Here is a 22,005-nt window from a genome sequence, read left to right on the forward strand (position 1 = left end):
CCATGCTCGATGCCTTCGCGACCCTGATGGATCCGCTCCTGCTCGCCGTCACTTTGGCCGGGGTCACGCTAGGCATCGTCTGGGGCGCGCTGCCGGGCCTGTCGACCACGATGGCGATGGGTCTGCTGATCGGGCTGACGGCGTCCTTGGACCAGAACCCGGCGCTCTGCTTCATGCTGGGCGTCTATACCGGGTCGGTCTTCGGCGGCGCGATCTCCGCCGTCCTGATCGCCATCCCCGGCACGCCCGACGCGGTGCCGACGATGATCGAGGGCACGGCCTTGGCCAGAAAGGGCGAGGGCGGGCAGGCGCTCGGCATGGCCATCGCTGCGTCGTTCGTGGGCAATTGGGTGGGGATCGGGCTGCTGATCCTGTTCATCCCGATGCTACTGGGCTTCGCGCTCAGCTTTCGGTCCTACGAGATGTTCATGCTGGCGATGCTGGGCATCCTCGTCTGCGGCTCGATGTCGGCGGGGGCCAGCCCGGTCAAGGGCTGGATCGCGGGGTGGCTGGGGCTCCTGATGGCCTTCGTGGGGCTGGACCCGATCAACGGCGTGCCGCGCTTCACCTTCGGAGTGCGGGCGTTGGAGGATGGCCTCTCTTACGTGGCGATCCTGATCGGGGTCTTCGGCCTGACCGAGATCCTCAAGACCCTGCCCGCCGCCCCGGACCGGCCCGCGCCGCCCGTGGCGGGCCGCGTGATCCCGCCGCTGGCGAAGCTCATGCGCCACCTCTGGGCTGCGATCCGCTCCTCGGTGATCGGCACGCTCGCGGGGGCGGTGCCCGGCGCAGGCGCCAACGTGGCGAGCTTCCTGGCCTACGACATCGGCCGCAGGTGGGCCAAGCCGGAGGAGCGGGCGAAGTGGGGCAAGGGCAGCTACGAGGCGATCGTCTGTGCCGAGACGGCGAACAACGCCAACATAGGCGGCTCGATGCTGCCCACGCTGGCGCTCGGCATTCCGGGCAACGCCCCGGCGGCGGCCCTGATCGCGGCACTCCAGCTCAAGGCGGTGAATGTGGGTCCCACCATCGAGATCGACCATCCGGGGCTGATCTGGTTCATCTACGCCGCGCTGATCGTCGCCAACCTCTTCATGTTCGGCGCCGCGCTGGCGCTGATCAAACCCTGCGTGAAGCTCTTCGCCCTGCCGCGGGGGCTGCTGCTGTCGCTGATCCTGCCGGTCTGCGTGCTGGGCGCATGGTCGGTACGGCTGTCGCTTTTCGACGTCTGGGTGATGGTGGCGGCCGGGGTCGCCGGCTACGCGCTGGTGGCTGCGCGTTTCCCGGTGGCGCCTGTCGTCTTGGGCGTCATCCTCGCGCCGCTCGCCGACGAGAATCTGCGCCGCACGCTGATGATCTTCGACCGTCGCGGGCTCGACTACGCGGCGGATCAGTGGATCGGGCACGTGCTGGTGCTTGCCTTCCTGCTGGTCCTGGCGGAGAGCGCCATCCGGGTCGTCCGCAAGCGCCGCGAGATCCGACGCTGACGCGACGCGCGCGGCTTTCCGATCCTCGCGGCGTGCGCCCCGCGCAACGGGCGCCGGTCCGGCGAGGCCGACCCGCCCTCCGGCTGCGCCTCCCGATTGCCGGTCCATACTCCCTGTCGGGCCGGCGACGTCGTCCATCCCGGCCCCCGCGCCGTAGCGTCCGACCTTGCCCCCTATGCGACGTTCGTCCAATCTGTCGCGCAACGCGCCTGGGAGGGCGCGACAGGGGAGGACGACATGGGCAGTTTCGCCAACAAGCAGGACATTCTGAACATCGCGACGGCCGAGCCATGGGAAACGGCGCAGCCGGCCACCACGCTCTACGAGCTTCTGTCGAATACCGCCGCCGCCCATCCGGATCGTGCCGCCCTGTCCTACCAGCTTCTGTCGGGGCCGACCGACCATGCGGAGACGCTGACCTGGGCGCAACTGAAGGATCGGGTCTCGCAAACGGCGAACCTCTTCCGCTCGCTTGGCGTGGGGCCCTCGGACGTGGTGGCCTACGTCCTGCCCAACGCCACGGAGACGGCCACGGTCCTGCTTGGCGGCACTGTCGCGGGCATCGCCAACCCGATCAATCCCCTGCTGGAACCCGAGCAAATCGGGGCCATCCTGCGCGAGACCAACGCAAAGGTCGTCGTCACCCTGCGCGCCTTCCCCAAGACCGACGTCGCCCAGAAGGTGGCCGAGGCGGTCAAGCTGGCCCCGAATGTCGAGACCGTCCTCGAGGTCGACCTGCACCGCTACCTGACCGGCCTCAAGAAGTTCATCGTCCCGTTGATCCGTCCCAAGAACCCCGTCGCCCACAAGGCGCGCGTTCTGAACTTCCACGAAGAGGTCGCCAAGCAGCCCACCACGCTGACCTTCGACGATCCGTCCGAGGACCGGACCGCCGCCTTCTTCCATACCGGCGGCACGACCGGCATGCCCAAGGTCGCGCAGCACCGCTACGAGGGGATGATCTACAACGGTTGGCTGGGCCACCGCCTCCTGTTCTCGGAACAGGACGTGATCATGTGCCCGCTGCCGCTGTTCCACGTCTTCGCCTGCCACGTGATCCTGATGGCGGCGGTCGCCTCGGGCGCCCATGTCGTCTTCCCGACGCCGCAGGGCTACCGGGGCGAGGGGGTCTTCGACAATTTCTGGAAGCTCTGCGAGCGCTGGGGCGTGACCTTCATCATCACCGTCCCGACGGCGATCTCGGCCAAGATGCAGCGCCCGGTCGATGCGGATGTCAGCACGATCAAGACGGCGTTCTCGGGCTCCTCGCCGCTGCCGGTCGAATTGTTCAACCGCTTCGAAAAGGCGACCGGCGTGACGCTGGTCGAGGGCTACGGCCTGACCGAGGCCACCTGCCTCGTGAGCGTGAACCCCGTCGACGGCCAGAAGAAGATCGGCTCGGTCGGCATCCCGCTGATCCATACCGACGTCCGCATCCTCAAGGATAACGGCGAGGGGCCGATTGAATGCGGCGTGGACGAAGTGGGCGAGATCTGCGTCTCGAATCCCGGCGTCTGGGGCGGGCACACCTATACCGAGGTCGAGAAGAACAAGAAGCTCTATCACCTCGTGAACGACCGCGACTATCTGCGGACGGGCGATCTGGGCCGCATCGACGAGGACGGATATCTCTGGATCACCGGGCGGGCGAAGGATCTGATCATCCGCGGCGGCCATAACATCGACCCCGCCGAGATCGAGGAGGCGCTGGCCGGACACGAGGCGGTGGCCATGGCGGGCGCCATCGGTCAGCCCGACGCCTTCGCCGGCGAGTTGCCCTGCGCCTATGTCGAACTGGTCGCCGGGGCGAGCGTGACCCCCGAAGACCTGATCGCCCATTGCGAGAAGCACGTCCACGAGCGCGCCGCGCGGCCCAAATACATCGAGATCCTGGACGAGCTTCCCAAGACGGCCGTCGGCAAGGTCTTCAAGCCGGACCTGCGGCGCCGTGCGATCACGCGGATCTACGACGCCGCCCTTGCGGATGCGGGTGTGAATGCCCGCGTGGCTTCGGTGGTGGAAGACAAGAAGCGGGGCCTCGTCGCCAAGCTGGAAAAGACCGGGGACGTCGAGGAGCGGGAGGTTTCCGCGGTCATGGGGAACTATACGCGTCCCTGGGAATGGGCCTGACAGCGCGCTCCGGCCGTCGATCCTGACCGGGGTCCGATGCCGGGCCCGGTCGGGCGTTCGCGCCGCGGACGCCCCTCCTGATTGCCACTTCGGCGATGCGTGATCTCAGGGGGCAGGGCCGCTCACGATGGCGAGCAGGAGGCCCAGAACGAAGAATAGAGCCAGGGGAAGGTAGATCGTCCAGGCGAACCACTTCAGATGGCGCCTGATCCCAGGATCCGTGATCCGTTCGTAGTTCCTGCGGAACAGCGGCCATGGATGGATGAGATACCGGCTCAGATGAAGCGGTCCGAGATCCCGCTCGATCCGGTCCCTCCGCTTGTGCAGGAAGATCCTGAAGATCCACCATTCGAGCGCCGAGACGATCAGGCAGATCACGGCGACATAGCCCAGGATTTCGGTCATCTGGCTCGCAGGTTCGGTCGGGGCGCCCACGCATCCCCCTGCGGCGGACGTAGCCGGCGATCGGGGCAATCCTGAGGCCGGGACGGGAGGTCTGGCACGGTGGGGCCGATCCTTTGCATTTCCTTAAGCGTTCAGGCGGAGAACCCTCCTCGCTGCAGCATTCGAGACGACGGGTTGCGGTCCCGGCGGGTGGCACCGTCCGGGCCGATGTCCGACCCGCCAGGCATCAGCCGGTCCCGTGACAGGGGATCGGTCAGGACAGGGGTCCCGAAACGGGGCCTTTCCGCGACCCGCCCGCCCCCATAGGCGCGGCGCCGGTTTCGATCCATTTCGGGATGCGTGCAGCATCCCCTTCCAGTCAGAGAGATCGCCGTTCCGCCCAAAAGGCCAGGACGGCGGAACCGGGGGCGGGCCAGGGACGGCTCGCCCCCCGGGCGGGGCTTCGGGCCGCGCCCGTCATCCGGCGTGGTCAGCCCGAATAATCCGCATCGGCGACCGGTTCCTGCCAATCGGCGGTGCGGCCGTCCAGACGTTCCTGAATGGCGATATGCGTCATGGCCTGATCGGCGGTGGCGCCGTGCCAATGCCGCTCTCCGGCGGGAAAGCGGATCACGTCGCCGGGCCCCACCTCTTCCCGGGGGCCGCCCTCGCGCTGAACCCAGCCGCGCCCGTCCGTCACGATCAGGGTCTGGCCCAGCGGGTGCGTATGCCAGTTGGTGCGCGCGCCCGGCTGGAACGTGACCGACAGCACGACGGCGCGCGCGGGGTCTTCGGCATCCTGCAGGCGGCGCATCCGGACCTCGCCGGTGAAATAGGACGGGTCCGGGGCGGTTCCGGTCCCCGCGTCGGCGCGCTCGATCTCCATGGCGATCTCCCTCTCTGCTCCCGCAGAGGGAAGCGCGCGGCCGGCCTGCGTCAAGCCGGTCCGGTCAGGACACCTTCTTGGTCGTGCTCTTTTTCGCGGTGCTCTTCCTGGCCGCCGTCTTCTTCTTGGCGGCAGGCTTCTTCTTGCCGCTCTTGGCCTCGCGCTCGGCGATCAATTCGACGGCCATCTCCATGGTCACGTCGGCGGGTTCCGTGTCCTTGGGGACGGTGGCGTTCACCTTCTCCCACTTCACGTAGGGACCATAGCGGCCTTCCATCACGTTGACCGCGCCGCCGCGATCGGGATGCTCGCCCAGCTCCTTGAGCGCCTTGGCCGCCGCCCGTCCACGCCCCCGCGGGTTCGCGCGCTTTTCCGCCAGGACCTCGACAGCCCGGTTCATGCCGATCGTGAAGACCTCGTCCTCGTCCGCGAGGTTGGCATAGATCGGCTTCGCGTCGTCGGGCCGCTTGTGCATGACATAGGGCCCGTAGCGCCCCAGATTGGTCTCGATGGGCTGGCCGTCCTCGGGATGGGTGCCGACCTGACGGGGCAGCGACAGGAGTTGCAACGCCTTCTCCAGATCCATCGCGTCGGGCGCCCAGGATTTCGGCAACGAGGAGCGTTTGGGCTTCTTGTTCTCTTCGGTCGCTTCGCCAAGCTGCACGTAGGGGCCGAAGCGGCCCGATTTCAGCCAGACCTCCAGACCGCTTTCGGGCTCAACGCCCAGCATCTGGTCGGTGCCCGTCTGCTCCCCCTCCATGCCCGGAGGGCCGAAGGGGCGGGTGTAGCGGCATTCGGGGTAGTTCGAGCAGCCGATAAACGCCCCGCCCGAGCGGGCCGTGCGCATCGACAGACGCCCCATCCCGCAATTGGGGCAGAGGCGCGGGTCGCTGCCGTCGCCCTTGTCGGGGAAGAGATGCGGCTCGAGTACCTCGTTGATCTTCTCCAGCACGTCGGTGATGCGCAGCTCGGCCGTCTCGTCGACGGCGGCCTTGAAGTCGCGCCAGAACCGTTCGAGCACCGACTTGTAATCCGCGTCACCGGCCGAGACCTCGTCGAGCTCGTTCTCAAGCCCCGCGGTGAAATCGTAGCCCACATACTTGCGGAAGTAGTTCGACAGGAACGCGATCACGAGGCGGCCCTGATCCTCGGGGAAGAGGCGGTTGCCCTCCTTCCGGACGTAGCCGCGATCGACGATGGTCGACAGGATCGAGGCATAGGTCGACGGGCGGCCGATCCCCAACTCCTCCATCCGCTTGACCAGCGTCGCCTCGGTGTAGCGCGGCGGCGGCTGGGTGAAATGCTGCTGACCAAGGACGGCGCCGGATTTCGACAGCCTGCCGCCCTTGGCGGGGGCGTCGCTTTCGATCAGGTCGTCCTTCGCTTCGCCTTCGGCGATCTTGTCGTAATCGGCCTTGTAGGCGCCCGCGACCTTCTTCGCCGCGTCGCCCTCGTGGATCGCGGGCAGGCGCTTGTCGTCGCTACTCGCCTCCTCGTCGTCGCGCCCCTCCTGGTAGACCTTCATGAAGCCGTCGAAGACGATCACCTGCCCGGTGGCCCGCAACTCCACCTCGCCGTCGGAACTGCCGATGGTGACGGTGGTGCGCTCCAGACGTGCGGCTTCCATCTGGCTGGCCAGCGTGCGCTTCCAGATCAGGTCGTAGAGCTTGCGCTGGTCACCCTCGCTCACCTTGATGTCATCGGCCGAGCGCGTCATGTCCGTGGGCCGGATGCACTCATGCGCCTCTTGGGCGTTCTTGGCCTTGTTCTTGTACATGCGCGGGCTGCCGGGGACGTAGTCGCCGCCGTAGCGATCCTTGATCGCGTCGCGCGCGGCATGGACGGCCTCCGGCGCCATGTCGATGCCGTCGGTCCGCATGTACGTGATCAGACCCGCCTCGTAGAGCCGCTGGGCCGCCGACATGCAGGCGCGGGCGCCCATGCCGAACTTCCGGCTGGCCTCTTGCTGGAGGGTCGACGTCATGAAGGGCGGAGACGGGTTGCGCGTGCCCGGCTTCGCCTCGACCGAGCTGACCGTCAGATCGCGGCTCTCGATGGCCTGGACGGCCATCTCCGCCTGGGTCGCGTCCTTCAGGGTCAGCCGCTCGATCTTCTTGCCCGACAGCGTGACCAGGCGGGCCTCGAAGCTCTGGCCGCGCGGCGTCTCCAGCGTGGCGCGGACCGACCAGTATTCCTGCGCGTCGAAGGCCTCGATTTCCATCTCGCGCTCGACCACGAGGCGCAGGCAGACCGATTGCACCCGCCCCGCGCTGCGCGAGCCCGGCAACTTGCGCCAGAGCACCGGCGAAAGGGTGAAGCCCACCAGATAGTCCAGCGCGCGGCGGGCCAGGTAGGCCTCGACCAGCGGGGCGTCGATCTCGCGCGGGTTGGCGATGGCCTCCTGCACGGCCTTCTTGGTGATCGCGTTGAAGGCGACGCGGCGGACGGGCGTGTCCTTCTTGATCGCGCGCCGCTTGGTCAGCGCCTCGTGGAGGTGCCAGCTGATCGCCTCGCCCTCGCGGTCGGGGTCGGTGGCGAGGATCAGTTCGCCGTCCTTGGCCAGGGCGTCGGCGATGGCCTTGATGTGTTTCTTGCTGTCGGCGGGCACTTCCCACGTCATCTCGAAGCCATGTTCGGGATCGACGCTGCCGTCCTTGCCCACCAGGTCGCGGACATGGCCGTAGCTGGCCAGCACGGTGTAGTCCTTGCCCAGATAGCCGTTGATCGTCTTGGCCTTGGCTGGGGATTCGACGACGACGACGGGCATGCGGAGACCTTTCGGCTTGGAGGCGCCTCTGAGCGCGGGACCATGTGGGGGCGGTGCGCGGATTGTCAATCCGACCCGGCGGATCCGACACGGGCCGCAGCGGGGCAGGGCCCGGCTGTCGGGAGGCTGCCCGTTTTCACCGCACGGGGGCGGAAAATCCGCCAGCCGCCGCGCGCGGGGCGCCTATTCCGCGGCCTGACGCAGGCTTGCGATCAGGTGGTGAAACTTCTCGCCCTGCACCGTGACATGGGCGCGGATCGCATCGGCCGCGGCTGTGGCATCCCCGTCCTCCAGCGCGGCGACGATCGCGCGATGCTCGCCCAGCGACTGACGGAGTCGGCCGCGCAGGCGAAGCTGCCTTCGCCGGAACGGGCGCAGGCGGCGTTGCAGGCGCAGGCATTCGCGCTCGAGAAACCCGTTGCCGGACTGGGCGTAGACCGCCGCGTGAAAGCGCTCGTTCTCGTCGTAGTACCTGTCGGCATCCCGTTCCCGCACCGCATCGTCCGAGCGTCGGTTCAGGTCCTTCAGCAGGTCGAGCGCCTCGTCCGTGATGCGGCCGGCGGCGAGGCGGGCGGCGGCGGCTTCGAGTTCCGCCATCACCTCAAACATCTCGATCAGTTCGATCGGGCCCGGCTGGCGCACGAAGGCGCCCCGGCGGGGAAGCTGCCGCACGAGCCCGGACTGGGCGAGGCGCTGGAAAGCCTCGCGCACCGGCGTGCGGGAGACGCCGTATTGCTCCGCGATCCGGACCTCGTCGAGGCGGTCGCCATCCGAGAAGACGCCGTCGAAGATCAACCCTTCGAGGGCCGCCGCGACGCGGTCGGCCTGCGTGTCCTGAGGGGCGGTCGGTTCCATCGCGCGAAGGATGCCCCTCTGCCGCGTCGCATGCAAGATGAATGTCTTGCATACAAGAATGTTGACACTGAATACGAGCGGGACGTAGTCGTGTGAACGGCGCAGAGGTCGGGGAGGGCCGCGCCTCAACCGGGAGGAAACATCATGAACACAAGAATTGCGGCATCGGCGCTTGCCGTCGCATCGTCCCTTGCGGCCGCCACGGTCGCGTCCGCGGCGGAACTGCGGCTTTCGCATCAATGGAGCACGTCGGACGTCCGCCATCAGGTCGCTCAGATGGTGGCCGACGAGGTCGCGGCTGCGGATGTGGGGCTGGAGATCCGCATCTTCCCGTCCGCCAGCCTCTTCAAGGCGCGCGAACAGTACCAGCCGCTGAGCCGCGGCCAGCTCGACATGACGGTCTTGCCGCTCAGCTATGCGGGCGGCGTGCAGCCGGCCTACAACCTGACACTGATGCCGGGCCTCGTGAAGAACCACGATCACGCCGCGCGCCTCAACGAGAGCGCCTTCATGGAAGCCATCGAGGAGAGGATGGCCGAGGACGACGTGATCGCGCTGGTCCATGGCTATCTCGCCGGCGGCTTCGCCGGAAAGGAGAAGTGCATCACCGCGCCCGCCGATATCGACGGGTTGCAGACCCGCGCGGCCGGCAAGGCGTTCGAGCAGATGCTGGCGGGGGCGGGCGCGTCGATCGCCTCGATGGCATCGTCCGAGATTTACAACGCGATGCAGACCGGCGTTCTGGACGCGGCGAACACGTCGTCGTCCAGCTTCGTCAGCTACCGCATCTACGAGCAGGTCGCCTGCTACACCCCGGCGGGCGACTATGCGCTGTGGTTCATGTATCAGCCCCTGCTGATGAACAAGTCGACCTTCGAGGGCCTGACCGAAGAGCAGCAGCAGGCCCTGATGGAGGCCTCGGCGAAGGCCGAAGCCTTCTATCTGGAAGAGGCCAAGAAGCAGGATGCCGCCTCGGCCGAGACCTTCCGCGAGAACGGCGTCGAGATCGCCGAGATGTCCCAGGAGGAATTCGACGCCTGGCGCGCGCTCGCGCAGGAGACCTCCTACAAGGCGTTCGTCGAGGAGACCCCCGGCGGACAGGAATTGCTCGACCTCGCGCTGAGCGTCGAGTGACCCGGACGGGCGGGCCCCAGGGTCCGCCCCAGCCGAAAGGGGCGTGACATGGCCGGAACCGGTAGCGCCCACGCGGCGCGGGACGGAGGCAACCCGTTCCTGCGCGCGGTGGGCTGGATCAGCACGATCGCGGGATGGGTGTCGGCGGCGATGATCGTGGCCGCCGTCGCGATCACCTGCCAGATGATCTTCGTGCGCTTCGTGCTGAACGGCTCGACCGTCTGGCAGACCGAGGCGGTGGTCTACCTGATGATCGCCGCCACGCTGATCGGCCTGCCCTACGTGCAGCGGTTGCGGGGTCACGTGAACGTCGACCTGATCCCCATCGCGCTGAAGGGCGGCGCGCGGCGGGCGATGTTCTTCGTGACGATGGCGCTGTCGATCGGGATCGTCGGGGTCATGCTGTTCTACGCATGGGAGTTCTGGCACCTCGCATGGTCGCGGGGCTGGAAGTCGGACACGATCTGGGGCGTGACCCTGTGGAAACCCTACCTGTCGCTGCTGATCGGCCTCGGCCTTCTGCTGCTGCAACTGGTCGCGGATGTCGTCGCCGTGGTGCTGGGCCATGACGACCCGTTCGGGTTGGAGGACTGAGCGATGGATCCGCTGTTGCTGGGCGCCATCGTCGCCATCGCCACCATCGTCGTCCTGTTCTCGGGCGTGTCCGTCGCGCTGGGCCTGCTGATCGTCTCTGGTGGATTTCTCCTGATCTTCGACGGCGCCCGCTCGCTGGAGCTGATGCCCGAGATCATGTTCGGCAAGCTGGACAATTTCGCGCTGCTCTCGATCCCGATGTTCATCATCATGGGGGCGTCCATCGCCTCGACGCGGGCGGGCGCCGACCTCTACGAGGCGCTGGAGCGCTGGCTGACGCGCGTGCCGGGCGGGCTGGTCGTGTCGAACCTGGGTGCCTGCGCGCTGTTCTCGGCCATGTCCGGGTCCAGCCCCGCCACCTGTGCAGCCATCGGCAAGATGGGTATCCCCGAGATGCGCAAGCGGGGCTATCCCGACGAGGTGGCGGCGGGCTCCATCGCCGCGGGCGGTACGCTGGGCATCCTGATCCCGCCCTCGGTCACCATGATCGTCTACGGCATCGCGACCGAGACCTCGATCGGACGGCTGTTCCTGGCGGGTGTCTTTCCCGGCCTGATGCTGGTCGGGCTGTTCATGGCCTGGTCGCTGTTCTCGACCTGGCGTTCGGGGAATGCGCAGGTGCTGGCGCCGCGCAGCTACACGATGGCCCAGCGGCTGGAAGTGCTGCCGCGGGTCCTGCCCTTCATCCTGATCATCCTCGGCGTGCTCTACGCGATGTATGGCGGCATCGCGACGCCATCCGAGACGGCCGCGGTGGGCGCGCTGCTCTGCATCCTGATCGCGATGGTGATCTACCGCCTCTGGTCGCCGATGAAGCTGTGGGAGGTTCTGCGGGACTCGACGCGCGAGTCGGTCATGATCCTCTTCATCATCGGCGCGGCGGGCGTGTTCAGCTACATGCTGTCCTCGCTCTTCATCACGCAATCCATCGCGGAGTGGATCGGGACGCTGGACGTGAACCGCTGGGTTCTGATGGGCGCGGTGAACCTGTTCCTGCTGGTCGCGGGCTTCTTCCTGCCGCCGGTCGCGGTGATCCTGATGGCGGCGCCGATCCTGTTGCCGATCATCACCACGGCGGGCTTCGATCCGATCTGGTTCGCGGTCGTACTGACGATCAACATGGAGATCGGCCTGATCTCGCCCCCGGTGGGCCTGAACCTCTACGTGATCAACGGCATCGCGCCGGACATCAAGCTGAAGACCATCCTGACCGGATCGCTGCCCTTCGTGGGCTGCATGGTGATCGCCATCGTGATCCTGTGCCTGTTCCCGGGCATCGCGACCTGGCTGCCGGACGCGGTGATGGGGCCGGGGCTGTGACCCTGCTGGCGGATCTCCTCTCGACGGTGTTCGAGCGGCGCTACCGCTTCATCGCTGCGGGCAAGGCGGACGGGCGGCCGCTGGAAAAGCTGACCGCCGACCTGATCGGCGCAACGGGCGAGAGCGCGGGCCTGACCGCCGCGCGCGAGATCCTGGGCCGCTACGAGGGATGGGACGACGACGGCAAGCGCGCCTTCTTCCGCCATCTGGCCGAAGACATGCGCATTTCTCCCGAAGCGCTGCGGGACGCGTTGGCGGCCTACGAGGAGGGTCAGTCGAAATTCTCCTACCGCCGCCTGATGCAGGCGGCCGAGCCCCCGCGACAGGAGTTGATCCGCCGCTTGAACCAGTTGCCCGGCGCGACCGGCTCGCTGGTGCGGATGCGCGCGGACCTCCTGCGCCTCGGTCGCGGGGACGATGCGCTCGAGGCGCTGGACCTCGACTTCCGCCATCTCTTCGCGAGCTGGTTCAACCGGGGCTTTCTGGTCCTGCGCCCGATCAACTGGGAGAGCCCGGCGCATATCCTCGAAAAGATCATCGCCTACGAAGCGGTCCATGCCATCGAGACCTGGGACGACCTGCGCCGCAGGCTGGAGCCGCCGGACCGCCGCTGCTTTGCCTTCTTCCACCCGGCGATGCCGAACGAGCCGCTGATCTTCGTCGAGGTCGCGCTGACGCGGGGCGTGCCGGGATCGGTCCAAGGGCTTCTGGCCGAAGGGCGCGACGCGCTGGACGCCACGGAGGCGGATACGGCGGTCTTCTACTCGATCTCCAACTGTCAGGCGGGCCTTGCGAGCATCTCGTTCGGCAACTCGCTGATCAAGCAGGTGGCTGCCGACCTGTCGATGGCACTGCCCGGCCTGCGGACATTCGTCACGCTGTCGCCGATCCCGGGACTGACGCGATGGCTGGACGATGTCCGGCCCGAGGCCGAGCGGACGGACGGCGACCTGATGAAGACGCTGGCCGCGCATTACCTGTATGCCGTCAAGCGCGAGGACGGCCTGCCCCGCGATCCGGTGGCCCGCTTTCATCTCGGCAACGGGGCCCTGATCCACAAGCTTCATGCCGATGCCGATCTGTCCGACAAGGGGCGCGAGCAATCGGCGGGCGTGATGGTGAACTACCTTTACGACCTGGACCGCGTGCTCCAGAACCACGAGCGCTTCGCGTCCGATCACGTCGTCGCGGCCTCGTCCGAGGTCCGATCGCTGAGCGCGGCGGCCGCCCGGAAGTTGAACTAGGGAGATACGCCATGGCGAATGCCCTCTACGACGCGCTGTTCGGTCGCCATGCGGGATCGGACGCGCCTTTCCTTCACCTGTCCGACGGCGATGCGCTGAGCTATGGCGCGTTCCTCGGCATGGCGGCCCGATTCGCCCACGCGCTGACCGCGGCGGGCCTCGCCCCCGGTGACCGGCTCGCGGCGCAGATCGAGAAATCGCCCGACGCGCTGGCCCTCTATGCGGCCTGCGTGCAGGCGGGCATGATCTTCCTGCCGCTCAACACCGCCTATACCAGCGACGAGCTGACCTATTTCATCGAGAACAGCGGCGCCCGGCTCGTGGTCTGCGACAGCGCCAAACGGGACGAGGTGGGCGCCATCGCCGACCGTCTGGGCGCGGCGACGCTGACGCTGGACGCCGACGGCACCGGGACGCTGGCGGATGCCGCGGCGGACCAGCCTGCCTCGTTCGACACGGTGCCCCGGTCCGAGGACGACCTGGCCGCGTTCCTCTATACCTCCGGCACGACAGGGCGTTCGAAGGGGGCGATGCTGACCCATGCGAACCTGCTGTCGAACGCGCAGGCCCTTGCGGATATCTGGCGCTTCACGGCCGATGACGTACTGCTCCACGCCCTGCCGATCTTCCACACCCACGGCCTCTTCGTGGCGACGAACGTGACGCTGGTCGCGGGCGGGTCGATGATCTTCCTGCCGAAATTCGACCTGGACGCCATCATCGACCGGCTTCCGCAGGCAACGGCGATGATGGGGGTGCCGACTTTCTATACCCGCCTTCTCGCCGATGCGCGCTTCACCGGCGATCTGGCCGCGCACATGCGCCTGTTCGTGTCGGGCAGCGCGCCGCTTCTGTCCGAGACGCATGCCGCCTTCGAGGCGCGCACGGGGCACCGCATCCTGGAACGCTACGGGATGACGGAGACCAACATGAACACCTCCAACCCCTATGACGGAGAGCGGCGCGCGGGAACGGTCGGCTTTCCGCTGCCCGAGGTCGAGTTGAAGATCACCGACCCGGCCTCGGGCGAGACGCTGCGACAGGGCGAGATCGGCCAGATCGAGGTGCGGGGGCCGAACGTGTTCAAGGGCTATTGGCAGATGCCCGAGAAGACGGCCGCCGAACTGCGCAAGGACGGGTTCTTCATCACCGGCGATCTGGGGCGGATCGACGAGGACGGCTACGTCCACATCGTCGGACGCAACAAGGATCTCATCATCTCGGGCGGCTACAACATCTATCCCAAGGAGATCGAGGTCCTGCTGGACGAGCAGCCGGGCGTTCTGGAAAGCGCGGTCGTCGGCGTGCCCCATGCCGATTTCGGCGAGACGGTTCTGGGCCTGCTGGTCCCCGAGGGGGACGGCCCGGATCTGGAGCGGATCGGCGCCGAGATCGAGAAGTCGCTCGCCGGGTTCAAGCGGCCCCGCAAGCTGTTGGTCATCGACGAATTGCCGCGCAACACGATGGGCAAGGTCCAGAAAGCCGCGCTGCGCGAGCGCTACGCGGATCTGTTCGCCGCCGTCTGAGTGGAGCCGGGTCGCGTCGGGATCAGGTCACGCGCGGGTCAGGCGAACGGGGCTCGGCCCCTCGGGCGGCCAGAGGGCCGACGCCGCGTCGTCCAGGGGCGTGCCGTCCAGCGTCGCGAGGAGGTGCAGGTCGCCGCGCCTGGCCGACAGGCGCCCGCGCGGCGCTGGGACGGGGGTCCAGGGTGCGGCGAAGGTCTCGGGCTCCGATCTGCGAAGACGGAGGAGCGTGCGCGTCAGGTCGAACTTCCTGCCATCGAATGTCGACAGATCCGGCGCGTCCATCAGCCCGCGCAGACGATCCCAGTCGACGGGGGCGCGGTTGTCTGGATCGGTCAGCCGGTAATTACCGACTTCCGTCCCCTGGTAGATGTCCGGGATGCCCGGAATGAACAGTTTCAGCGCGCACTGCACTAGCGACAGGTTCTCGGCCCGGCGCGCGAGGTCCCGAAGCGGGGGCGCGGCCCCGTCGAACTCCGCCGCCACGCGCCGCGCGGCGTCGAGGATCGGTTCCTCGAACGCCTCGTCCGGGCCGGTCCAGAACGTCTCCGCCTTCGCTTCGCGCATCGCCTTTTCCAGATGGGCCCGGAGGCGTTCGGCCAGATCTCCGTCCGGGGCGGCGGCCCAGGCGGACTGGGCGAGATACCACCCCCACGGTTCGGGCAGGCCGGGCACCTGCGCCATCAGCGCGCCGCGCGCCTCGGGCCCATGGCTGATCGCCGCGATCCGCATCCGCGCATCCTCGGACCGCTTGGTGTCATGGCTGGAGGTCAGCGTCAGGCCGTGGGGCATCCGGGCCTCGCGCCTTTGCATCGCGGCGTGGAACTCATCCGGCGTCATGGAGGGCTCGTCCGGTTCCGCGCCCACCTCGTTGGCCGACAGGAGCGGCGTCCAGCGGTAGAAGGCGGTGTCCTCCTGCGCCTTCGCGATCGCCGCGCCGCTGACCTGCTGGAGCCGAAGCCGAAGTTCGCGATGCGCCAGGTCCAGAAGCAGCCCGGCCAGATCGCCGACGGCGGGGGCGAGGGGGTGGGCCGCCCGTTCCGCGACGTCGCGGATCAGCGCCGCATCCTCGGCGCCGATCTCGTCCGGGGTCGTATAGGTGCGATAGCGGGGGAAGGCCCGCAGATAGGCGATCAGGGCCGACCGCCAATCCGCCGCGCCCCATTCGAGGTCGCGCCCTGCTTCGGCCGCGAGGTCCGTCAGGCGTTCGAGTTCCGCCTGCAACTCGGTCGTCACGATCTGGACCTTGGCCTCGTCCCGCACGACAGGGAAGTCCGGCAAACCCTGAGCGAGCGCCTGCGCCCCGTCCTCGTCGGTCAGCACACGGGCGATGGCGCGCGCCGCGACGTAGCCGGTCGTACCCTGTACCGGCCAGGACGGCAGAGCCTCTTGCCCGGTCAGTATCTTCTCGACCCAGATCGGCGTGCCCGGCAGGCGCGCGTGGAGCCGGTCCAGATAGGCCCCCGGATCGGCCAGCCCGTCCACGTGATCGACCCTGAGCCCCTGCACGATGTCCGCGTCGACCAGATCGAAGACGAGCCGGTGCACGTCTTCGAAGACAGGGCGGTCTTCGATCCGCAATCCGATCAGACCGGTGACGGTGAAGAACCGCCTGTGGGCGATGGTCGCGGCCTCCGTCTTCCAGAAGGTCAGGCGCCAGGACTGTGCCTCATGGGTCTCGACCAGATCGGCGGATGCCTCGGTCGCAAGCGGCACGCGCAGGTCGCCGGCCACCATCTCGTCGCCGTCGATCCCGATCTCGCCGGCATCGACCATCGCGGCGAAGGGGGCGGGCAACCAGGGCAGGGGCAGGTACTCCGCCGACCAGTCGATATCGAAGTGATGGGCGAACGCGCTTTTCTCGCCATGGCGCAGCACGTCCCGCAGCCAGACATTCTGCACCGCGAAGGCCATGTGGTTCGGCACGATGTCGAGGATGAGCCCCATGCCGCGCGCCCTGAGCGCGTCGGACATAGACACGAGCCCGTCGCGCCCCCCGAGCGAGGGGTCGACCTCGTTCATGTCGATGATGTCGTAGCCATGGGTCGAGCCCGGCGCGGCCGTGAAGATGGGCGAAAGGTAGAGATGCGAGACGCCCAGATCGTCCAGATACGGCACGAGATCCCGTGCGGCGGCGAAGTCCATCCCCTCGCGCAATTGCAGCCGGTATGTCGCGGTCGGCAGTCTCATGGTCTCGGGCGAGCCTCGCGCATGATCCGTGCCGTACGGACGAAAGCCGGATGATCGGCGATGTCCTCGACGGGCGTCGGGCTGCGCGGCTTCCAGTTCGGGTAGCCGTCGACGACCCCCGGAAGGTTGGTCGGGCGTTCCGGCCCTACGAGATCGGCAAGGCGGACACCGGCGATCAGGCAGGGCGTGCGGGCGATGAAGCCGTGGACGGCATCCAGCAACTTGTCCGGATCGGACCCCGTCGCGCCGACGGCCTTGGACAGGGCCGTCCTCTCCCATTTCCGGTGGGCGCGGTGCTGGGCGCTGGCCTCCGGCGAGACGAGGCCGTGTTCTTCGCGAAGGTCGATGTCGTTCCCGGCCCGCCAGGCCGAGAAGGTGGGCAGGTCATGGGTGGAGAGGCAGGCAAGCGCCATTTCCGGATATTCGGAGGGGGCGGCAAAGCCCGTCTCGGACTGCTCGAAATAGACGATGCGGTAGGACAGGATGTTCGCCCGGTTCATCGCGTCGCGAAACCCATCCGGCACGAAGCCCAGATCCTCGCCGATGACGATGGCCTCGCGCGCGCGCGACACGGCGCCGAGCGTGCGCAGCATGTCGGCGAAGGGATAGCGCAGGTGGGTGCCCTCGGCGGCGTCCTTGCCTTGAGGGATCAGGAAGAGCTGCCAGAGCGCCATCGCATGGTCCACGCGGAGCGCGCCGGCATGGCGAAGCTGCGCCTCGATCATGTCCCGGAACGGCGCGAAGTCCCGTGCCCGCAATCCGGTCGGAGAGGGCGCCGCCAATTGCCAGTTCTGACCGCTTTCGCTGAACACGTCCGGGGGGGCGCCGACCGTGACGCCCGGCAGGATCGTGTCGCCGCCCGACCACGCGGCGGATCCGTCCAGCGCCTCTCCGACGGCGAGGTCGAGGTAGAGGCCGATGCGCATGCCTGCCGATTTCGCCGCGGTCTGGGCGACGGCGAGTTGCTCGGACGCGATCCATTGCAGCCACAGGTGAAAGCGGATCTCGGCGGCATTCTCGTCCGCGAACTTGCGGACCGCCGGGCCGGCCGGGTCGTGGAACGGCTCGGGCCATCCCGTCCAGCCGCCGCCATGGACGTGGGACAGCGCCTCGAAGAGCGCGTGCCGCCAGAGCGATGTCCCACCGACTTCCACGAACGCGTCGAAACCTGCATCCGGCGCGGCGGCGTCGAATGCGGCGCGCAGGGCGGGCAGCTTGGCCTGCGCGACGGCCTCGTAATCGACCAGATCGCCGTCTGCCATGGAGGGCCGGGTGCATCCCACCTTGTCGGGCGCGATGTAGAGCGGGTTTAGGAACTGCCGATTCGAGGGCGAGAACGGCGAGCAATGATCCGGCCGCGAGGTGAAAAGCGCGTGGACTGGATTGATCCCGATGAAATCGGCACCCGCCTCGCCGCAGATCGTGGCCAGGTCCGCGAGGTCGGCAAAGTCGCCGATCCCCCAGCTTCGCGCCGAGCGGATTTCGTAGAGCTGACAGAAGACACCCCAGCCGGGATGGTTTGACAGGGATGGCGGGAGGAAGCAGGCCGCATCTTGGGGCACCTCCATCGTGCGGGGCGCGGGTGGACCCTGCGGCGGCGCGTCGGGATCCTGTCCCAGCCCGCGTAGGACCGTGCGCAGCGTCTCTTCGGGCACCGGACGGCTGTCATAGTCGAGGGTCAGCCCGTAATGGCGCGCGAGGTCCTTCATGAGATCCAGAAGGCCGCCGACGCCGCCGCGCCGGGCGCGTCCCCCGTCAGGTGGATCCGTTCTCCCCGTGCCTCGGGCAAGTCGGCATCATCGTCCGACAGGTTCGCCCGGACCGAAAGCACCCCGCCGCCGAGCTTCCAGTCGACGGCAAGGCACCGGTCCGGGGCATCGAGGATGCGACCGCACCCGGGACCGGTCCCGGGAATGAGGGGCGCCACGCGCGCGCGCCTCAGCGCCAGCAACTCGCGATGACGCGCGATGGCGGCCCGGCCCGCATCCGTCCCGGCCTTGTCCCAGTCGATGCGGCTGCGCTCGAACGTCTCCGTCCGGATCGGGTCGGGCACGTCCGACGTCGCGAAATCGGCGAATTTCTCGAATTCCTTTCGGCGCCCCTCGGTCACCGCGCGGCCCAGATCGCCGTCGAAATCGGCAAAGAAAAGGAACGGCGCCGTCTCGTCCCATTCGTCGCCCATGAAGATCATCGGCACGTGCGGCGACAGCAGAAGGACGGCCTGAAGGGCTCTCAGCCGCGCCGGGTCGGCGAGCGTGGTCAACCGCTCGCCCATGGCGCGATTGCCGATCTGGTCGTGGTTCTGAAGGAAGTCGATGAATACGTCGGGTTGCAGGTGTCCCGAAGCGGTGCCCTTTCCGCCCGCGCCGCGGGTCGAGAAGCCGTTGGCCATCGCGCCCAGCAGCAGACCGGTCGGATCGTCCGCATAGGCGTCGTAATAGCCCTCGGTCTCTCCGGTAAGCAGGACATGGGCGGCGTTGTGCCAATCGTCATTCCACTCGGCCGTCATCCGGGTCACCGCGCCGTTTTCCCGTTCATGCAGGTGGGTGACGTTGCGGTTGTCCTCGGTCGTCAGATGGACCATCCGGCCCAGCGCATGAGCCTCTCGGGCGAGCTGGACCAGAAGCTCTGGATCCGTGGCGTCGCGGATATGGTCGATCGCATCGAGGCGCAGGCCGTCGCAATTGAAGTCCCGCAGCCAGTAGAGCGCGTTCTCGATGAAGAAGCGTCGGACCGGTTCGCGGCTGTAGTCGATCGCGGCGCCCCAAGGGGTCTGCCGAGAAGGGTCGAAGAAGTCCGCGGCGTAGAGGTGGAGGTAATTCCCGTCGGGTCCGAAATGGTTGTAGACCACATCCATCAGCACCATCAGACCATGGGCATGGGCCGCGTCGATCAGCGCGCGCAGATCGTCCGGGGTGCCATAAGCGGGATGCGGCGCGTAAGGCAGGACGCCGTCGTAGCCCCACCCCCGATCGCCGCCGTATTGCGCGACGGGCATGATCTCCACCACGGTCACACCCAGATCCCTGAGATGCGGCAGCCTGGACATGGCCGCGGTATACGTCCCCTCGGGCGTGAAGGTGCCGATGTGCAACTCGTAGATGACGGCGTCGTGCCACGGCGTGTCCGGCCGGTCATGGCGCCACTCGTAGGACGTGTCAGTGACGACGCTGGTGCCGTGCACGTCTCCCGATTGCAGGCGAGAGGCCGGGTCGGGGACGTCCATCCCGTCGGGCAGGCGGAAGGCATATTCCGTGCCGAGGGGCACGTCGGCGACGCATTCGAACCAACCGTCGCCCACGGCATCCATGGTGCGGACCCCGTCCGGCAGGACGAGCGACAGGGTCGGGACGCCGGGCGCCCAGAGCCGGAAGCGCGTTCCCCCATCCGTCGGGGTCGCGCCCCATGTCCAGTCCGCGCTCATTGCATCGCCTCCAACAGCAAGAGCGCCCGCGCGCCCAGCAGCGCCACGCCCTCGACCGGGTCGCCAAAGCCCTCCGGCGATGCGATCCCATCCCGGGTGCAGATCAACCGCCGCCAGCGTCCTTCGGGCAGATGGACGTCCCGCTCCTCTGCGGAGGCGTTCATCGCAAGGAAGAGGGTCTCGTCGTCCCGGCCATGATAGGCGAGCGCCATGACCCGCCGCTCGCCGTCCTGCCATTCGTCCGTCCCCATCGCGCCGCCGGCCAGTCGGTGCCAGGTGACGAAGCGATGTTCAGGATTGTCGTCGGTTGCGTGGAGGAACCGTTCGGCCGTCAGGATCGGCTTGGCACGCCTCACCGCCAGGAGACCGCGCAGGAACTCGGCCATGTCGTCGTCGGCATCCCAGTCGAGCCAGTTCATCTCGCCCGGTTGGCAATAGGCATTGTTGTTCCCGTCCTGACTGCGGCCGTTCTCGTCGCCCATCAGGATCATCGGGGTGCCTTGGCTCAGGGTGAGCGTCGCCATCAGGTTGCGTCGCTGGCGGTCGCGCAGGGCACTGATCTCGGGATCGTCCGTCGGACCTTCGACGCCATGGTTCCAGCTCAGATTGTGGCTATGGCCGTCGTTGTTCTCCTCGCCGTTCGCGCCGTTGTGCTTGTCGTTGTAGGAGACCAGATCGGCCAGCGTGAAGCCGTCGTGCGCGGTGATGAAGTTGATGCTGGTCCAGGAACGGCGGCCGTCGTGTTCAAAGGTCTGGGCACTGCCCAGAAGGCAATCGGCGACGGCTGGCGCCTTGCCCGGATCGCCTTTCCAGAAGGACCGCACCGTGTCGCGGTACCGGTCGTTCCACTCGGCCCAGCCGGGAGGGAAGTTGCCGACCTGATAGCCGCCCGCGCCCGTGTCCCACGGCTCGGCGATCAACTTGACCTGGCTCAGCACCGGGTCCTGATGGACCGCCGTCAGGAACGGGGCCTGCGGGTCGAAATCGTCCCGCCGCCGCGCAAGCGAGGTCGCGAGGTCGAATCGGAACCCGTCCACATGCGCGTCCTCGACCCAGTATCGGAGCGAGTCCATGACCATCTGCATGACATTGGAATTCTCGAGGTTCAGGGTGTTCCCGGTTCCCGTCGTGTCGAAGCAGTACCGGGGATCGTCGCCCAGAAGATAGTAGGACGCATTGTCGATCCCGCGGAACGACAGCGTCGGACCCAGATGGTTCCCTTCGGCGGTGTGGTTGTAGACCACGTCGAGGATCACCTCGATCCCCGCATCGTGCAGGCGACGCACCATCACGCGGAACTCGTCGAGAGCCGCGGGCTGGACGAGATACCGCGTCGCGGGCGCGAAGAATCCGATCGTGTTGTAGCCCCACCAGTTGACCAACCCTTTCTCTAGAAGGTGGCGGTCGTCGTGGAAGGCGTGGATCGGCAAAAGCTCGATCGCGGTGACACCGAGGTTCTTGAGATATTGGATGGTCGCCGGATCGGCGAGACCCTCGAACGTGCCCCTGAGCGGGGCGTCCACATGGGGCGCGCGCGCCGTCAGCCCGCCGACATGCGCCTCGTAGATGACCGTCCGGGACCACGGGGTACGCGGGCGGACATCCTCGCCCCAGGTGGCGGCATCCGGGGTGACGACGCATTTCGGCATCATGCGCGCGCTGTCCCGCCGGTCGAAGCTGAGGTCTTCGCGCTTGTGGCCAACCTTGTAGCCGAACAGGGCGTCATGCCATTTCAGCTCGCCCCGATGCGCGCGGGCATAGGGGTCGAGCAACAGCTTGTGCGGATTGAACCGGTGGCCGGCTTCGGGCGCATAGGGCCCGTGGACGCGGTAGCCGTAAAGCTGGCCGGGCCGCACATCGGGCAGGTAGCCGTGCCAGACCTGATGCGTGTTCTCGGCCAGCGGGATGCGTGCGATCTCCCGCGTTCCCAGATCGTTGAAAAGGCAGAGTTCCACCTTTTCGGCATGGGCCGAGAACAGCGCGAAATTGGTCCCGGCCCCGTCCCAGACGGCACCAAGACGTGCGCCCGAACCCGGGCGGATCGTCGGATCGGAAGGCATGGCCATC

General features: G+C 67.6%; 15 protein-coding genes. 7 read left to right on the top strand and 8 right to left on the bottom strand.

Translation table 11 applies throughout. The features are described 5' to 3' along the window. Positions 1-2 precede the first annotated feature (2 nt). The gene (locus jaqu_RS03855) at positions 3-1,487 is read left to right on the top strand and encodes a tripartite tricarboxylate transporter permease (RefSeq protein WP_043917606.1); all 1,485 of its coding nucleotides are present in this window, start codon (positions 3-5) and stop codon (positions 1,485-1,487) included. 237 nt (positions 1,488-1,724) lie between these two features. Next, on the top strand, positions 1,725-3,617 hold the full coding sequence (locus jaqu_RS03860; protein WP_043917607.1) for an acyl-CoA synthetase: 1,893 nt from the start codon (positions 1,725-1,727) through the stop codon (positions 3,615-3,617). A gap of 105 nt (positions 3,618-3,722) precedes the next feature. Here the strand turns inward: jaqu_RS03860 and jaqu_RS03865 are convergent, their stop codons facing one another. From jaqu_RS03865 to jaqu_RS03880, 4 genes are all read right to left on the bottom strand, one after another. Continuing rightward, positions 3,723-4,022, bottom strand: a complete 300-nt coding sequence (locus tag jaqu_RS03865) for a hypothetical protein (protein ID WP_043917608.1) — start codon at positions 4,020-4,022, stop codon at positions 3,723-3,725. Positions 4,023-4,491: 469 nt separating this feature from the next. Beyond that, complete coding sequence (locus jaqu_RS03870; RefSeq protein WP_043917609.1) at positions 4,492-4,887, bottom strand: (R)-mandelonitrile lyase; 396 nt, start codon at positions 4,885-4,887, stop codon at positions 4,492-4,494. A 64-nt stretch (positions 4,888-4,951) separates the two neighbouring features. Next, on the bottom strand, positions 4,952-7,654 hold the full coding sequence (gene topA, locus jaqu_RS03875) for a type I DNA topoisomerase (RefSeq protein ID WP_043917610.1): 2,703 nt from the start codon (positions 7,652-7,654) through the stop codon (positions 4,952-4,954). 183 nt (positions 7,655-7,837) lie between these two features. Then, positions 7,838-8,509 carry a GntR family transcriptional regulator gene (locus jaqu_RS03880; protein WP_043917657.1) on the bottom strand — a complete coding sequence of 224 codons (672 nt, stop codon included), beginning with the start codon at positions 8,507-8,509 and terminating at the stop codon, positions 7,838-7,840. 144 nt (positions 8,510-8,653) lie between these two features. Here jaqu_RS03880 and dctP point away from each other — a divergent pair, with 144 nt between their 5' ends. From dctP to jaqu_RS03905, 5 genes are read left to right on the top strand one after another with little or no spacing between them, the layout of a single operon-like run. Further along, positions 8,654-9,643, top strand: a complete 990-nt coding sequence (gene dctP / locus jaqu_RS03885; protein WP_043917611.1) for a TRAP transporter substrate-binding protein DctP — start codon at positions 8,654-8,656, stop codon at positions 9,641-9,643. A 48-nt stretch (positions 9,644-9,691) separates the two neighbouring features. Beyond that, complete coding sequence (locus jaqu_RS03890) at positions 9,692-10,237, top strand: TRAP transporter small permease (protein ID WP_043917612.1); 546 nt, start codon at positions 9,692-9,694, stop codon at positions 10,235-10,237. A gap of 3 nt (positions 10,238-10,240) precedes the next feature. Continuing rightward, positions 10,241-11,557, top strand: a complete 1,317-nt coding sequence (locus jaqu_RS03895; protein WP_043917613.1) for a TRAP transporter large permease — start codon at positions 10,241-10,243, stop codon at positions 11,555-11,557. Beyond that, positions 11,554-12,801, top strand: coding sequence for a malonyl-CoA decarboxylase (locus jaqu_RS03900; RefSeq protein WP_043917614.1), 1,248 nt, complete (start codon positions 11,554-11,556; stop codon positions 12,799-12,801). Before jaqu_RS03895 ends, jaqu_RS03900 begins: the two co-directional genes overlap by 4 nt. An 11-nt stretch (positions 12,802-12,812) precedes the next feature. Continuing rightward, the gene (locus tag jaqu_RS03905; protein WP_043917615.1) at positions 12,813-14,327 is read left to right on the top strand and encodes a malonate--CoA ligase; all 1,515 of its coding nucleotides are present in this window, start codon (positions 12,813-12,815) and stop codon (positions 14,325-14,327) included. A gap of 27 nt (positions 14,328-14,354) precedes the next feature. Here jaqu_RS03905 and treY read toward each other — a convergent pair whose 3' ends face one another. The 4 genes from treY to glgX are packed head-to-tail and all read right to left on the bottom strand — an operon-like array spanning position 14,355 to position 21,998. After that, positions 14,355-16,514, bottom strand: coding sequence for a malto-oligosyltrehalose synthase (gene treY / locus jaqu_RS03910; RefSeq protein ID WP_043917616.1), 2,160 nt, complete (start codon positions 16,512-16,514; stop codon positions 14,355-14,357). Further along, positions 16,511-18,223, bottom strand: coding sequence for a 4-alpha-glucanotransferase (malQ, locus tag jaqu_RS03915; RefSeq protein WP_043917617.1), 1,713 nt, complete (start codon positions 18,221-18,223; stop codon positions 16,511-16,513). The genes treY and malQ overlap by 4 nt, the downstream gene beginning before the upstream one ends. After that, complete coding sequence (gene treZ, locus jaqu_RS03920; protein ID WP_043917618.1) at positions 18,220-19,938, bottom strand: malto-oligosyltrehalose trehalohydrolase; 1,719 nt, start codon at positions 19,936-19,938, stop codon at positions 18,220-18,222. The genes malQ and treZ overlap by 4 nt, the downstream gene beginning before the upstream one ends. Continuing rightward, positions 19,935-21,998, bottom strand: coding sequence for a glycogen debranching protein GlgX (gene glgX, locus jaqu_RS03925; RefSeq protein ID WP_089268342.1), 2,064 nt, complete (start codon positions 21,996-21,998; stop codon positions 19,935-19,937). Before glgX ends, treZ begins: the two co-directional genes overlap by 4 nt. Positions 21,999-22,005 lie beyond the last annotated feature (7 nt).

The sequence above is a fragment of the Jannaschia aquimarina genome, from assembly GCF_000877395.1.
Taxonomy (GTDB): Bacteria; Pseudomonadota; Alphaproteobacteria; order Rhodobacterales; family Rhodobacteraceae; genus Jannaschia; species Jannaschia aquimarina.

Coding starts and splice junctions, on each gene's coding strand:
- jaqu_RS03855 (WP_043917606.1), top strand. CDS start 3: ATGCTCGATGCCTTCGCGACCCTGATGGATCCGCTCCTGCTCGCCGTC.
- jaqu_RS03860 (WP_043917607.1), top strand. CDS start 1,725: ATGGGCAGTTTCGCCAACAAGCAGGACATTCTGAACATCGCGACGGCC.
- jaqu_RS03865 (WP_043917608.1), bottom strand. CDS start 4,022: ATGACCGAAATCCTGGGCTATGTCGCCGTGATCTGCCTGATCGTCTCG.
- jaqu_RS03870 (WP_043917609.1), bottom strand. CDS start 4,887: ATGGAGATCGAGCGCGCCGACGCGGGGACCGGAACCGCCCCGGACCCG.
- topA (WP_043917610.1), bottom strand. CDS start 7,654: ATGCCCGTCGTCGTCGTCGAATCCCCAGCCAAGGCCAAGACGATCAAC.
- jaqu_RS03880 (WP_043917657.1), bottom strand. CDS start 8,509: ATGGAACCGACCGCCCCTCAGGACACGCAGGCCGACCGCGTCGCGGCG.
- dctP (WP_043917611.1), top strand. CDS start 8,654: ATGAACACAAGAATTGCGGCATCGGCGCTTGCCGTCGCATCGTCCCTT.
- jaqu_RS03890 (WP_043917612.1), top strand. CDS start 9,692: ATGGCCGGAACCGGTAGCGCCCACGCGGCGCGGGACGGAGGCAACCCG.
- jaqu_RS03895 (WP_043917613.1), top strand. CDS start 10,241: ATGGATCCGCTGTTGCTGGGCGCCATCGTCGCCATCGCCACCATCGTC.
- jaqu_RS03905 (WP_043917615.1), top strand. CDS start 12,813: ATGGCGAATGCCCTCTACGACGCGCTGTTCGGTCGCCATGCGGGATCG.
- treY (WP_043917616.1), bottom strand. CDS start 16,514: ATGAGACTGCCGACCGCGACATACCGGCTGCAATTGCGCGAGGGGATG.
- malQ (WP_043917617.1), bottom strand. CDS start 18,223: ATGAAGGACCTCGCGCGCCATTACGGGCTGACCCTCGACTATGACAGC.
- treZ (WP_043917618.1), bottom strand. CDS start 19,938: ATGAGCGCGGACTGGACATGGGGCGCGACCCCGACGGATGGGGGAACG.
- glgX (WP_089268342.1), bottom strand. CDS start 21,998: ATGCCTTCCGATCCGACGATCCGCCCGGGTTCGGGCGCACGTCTTGGT.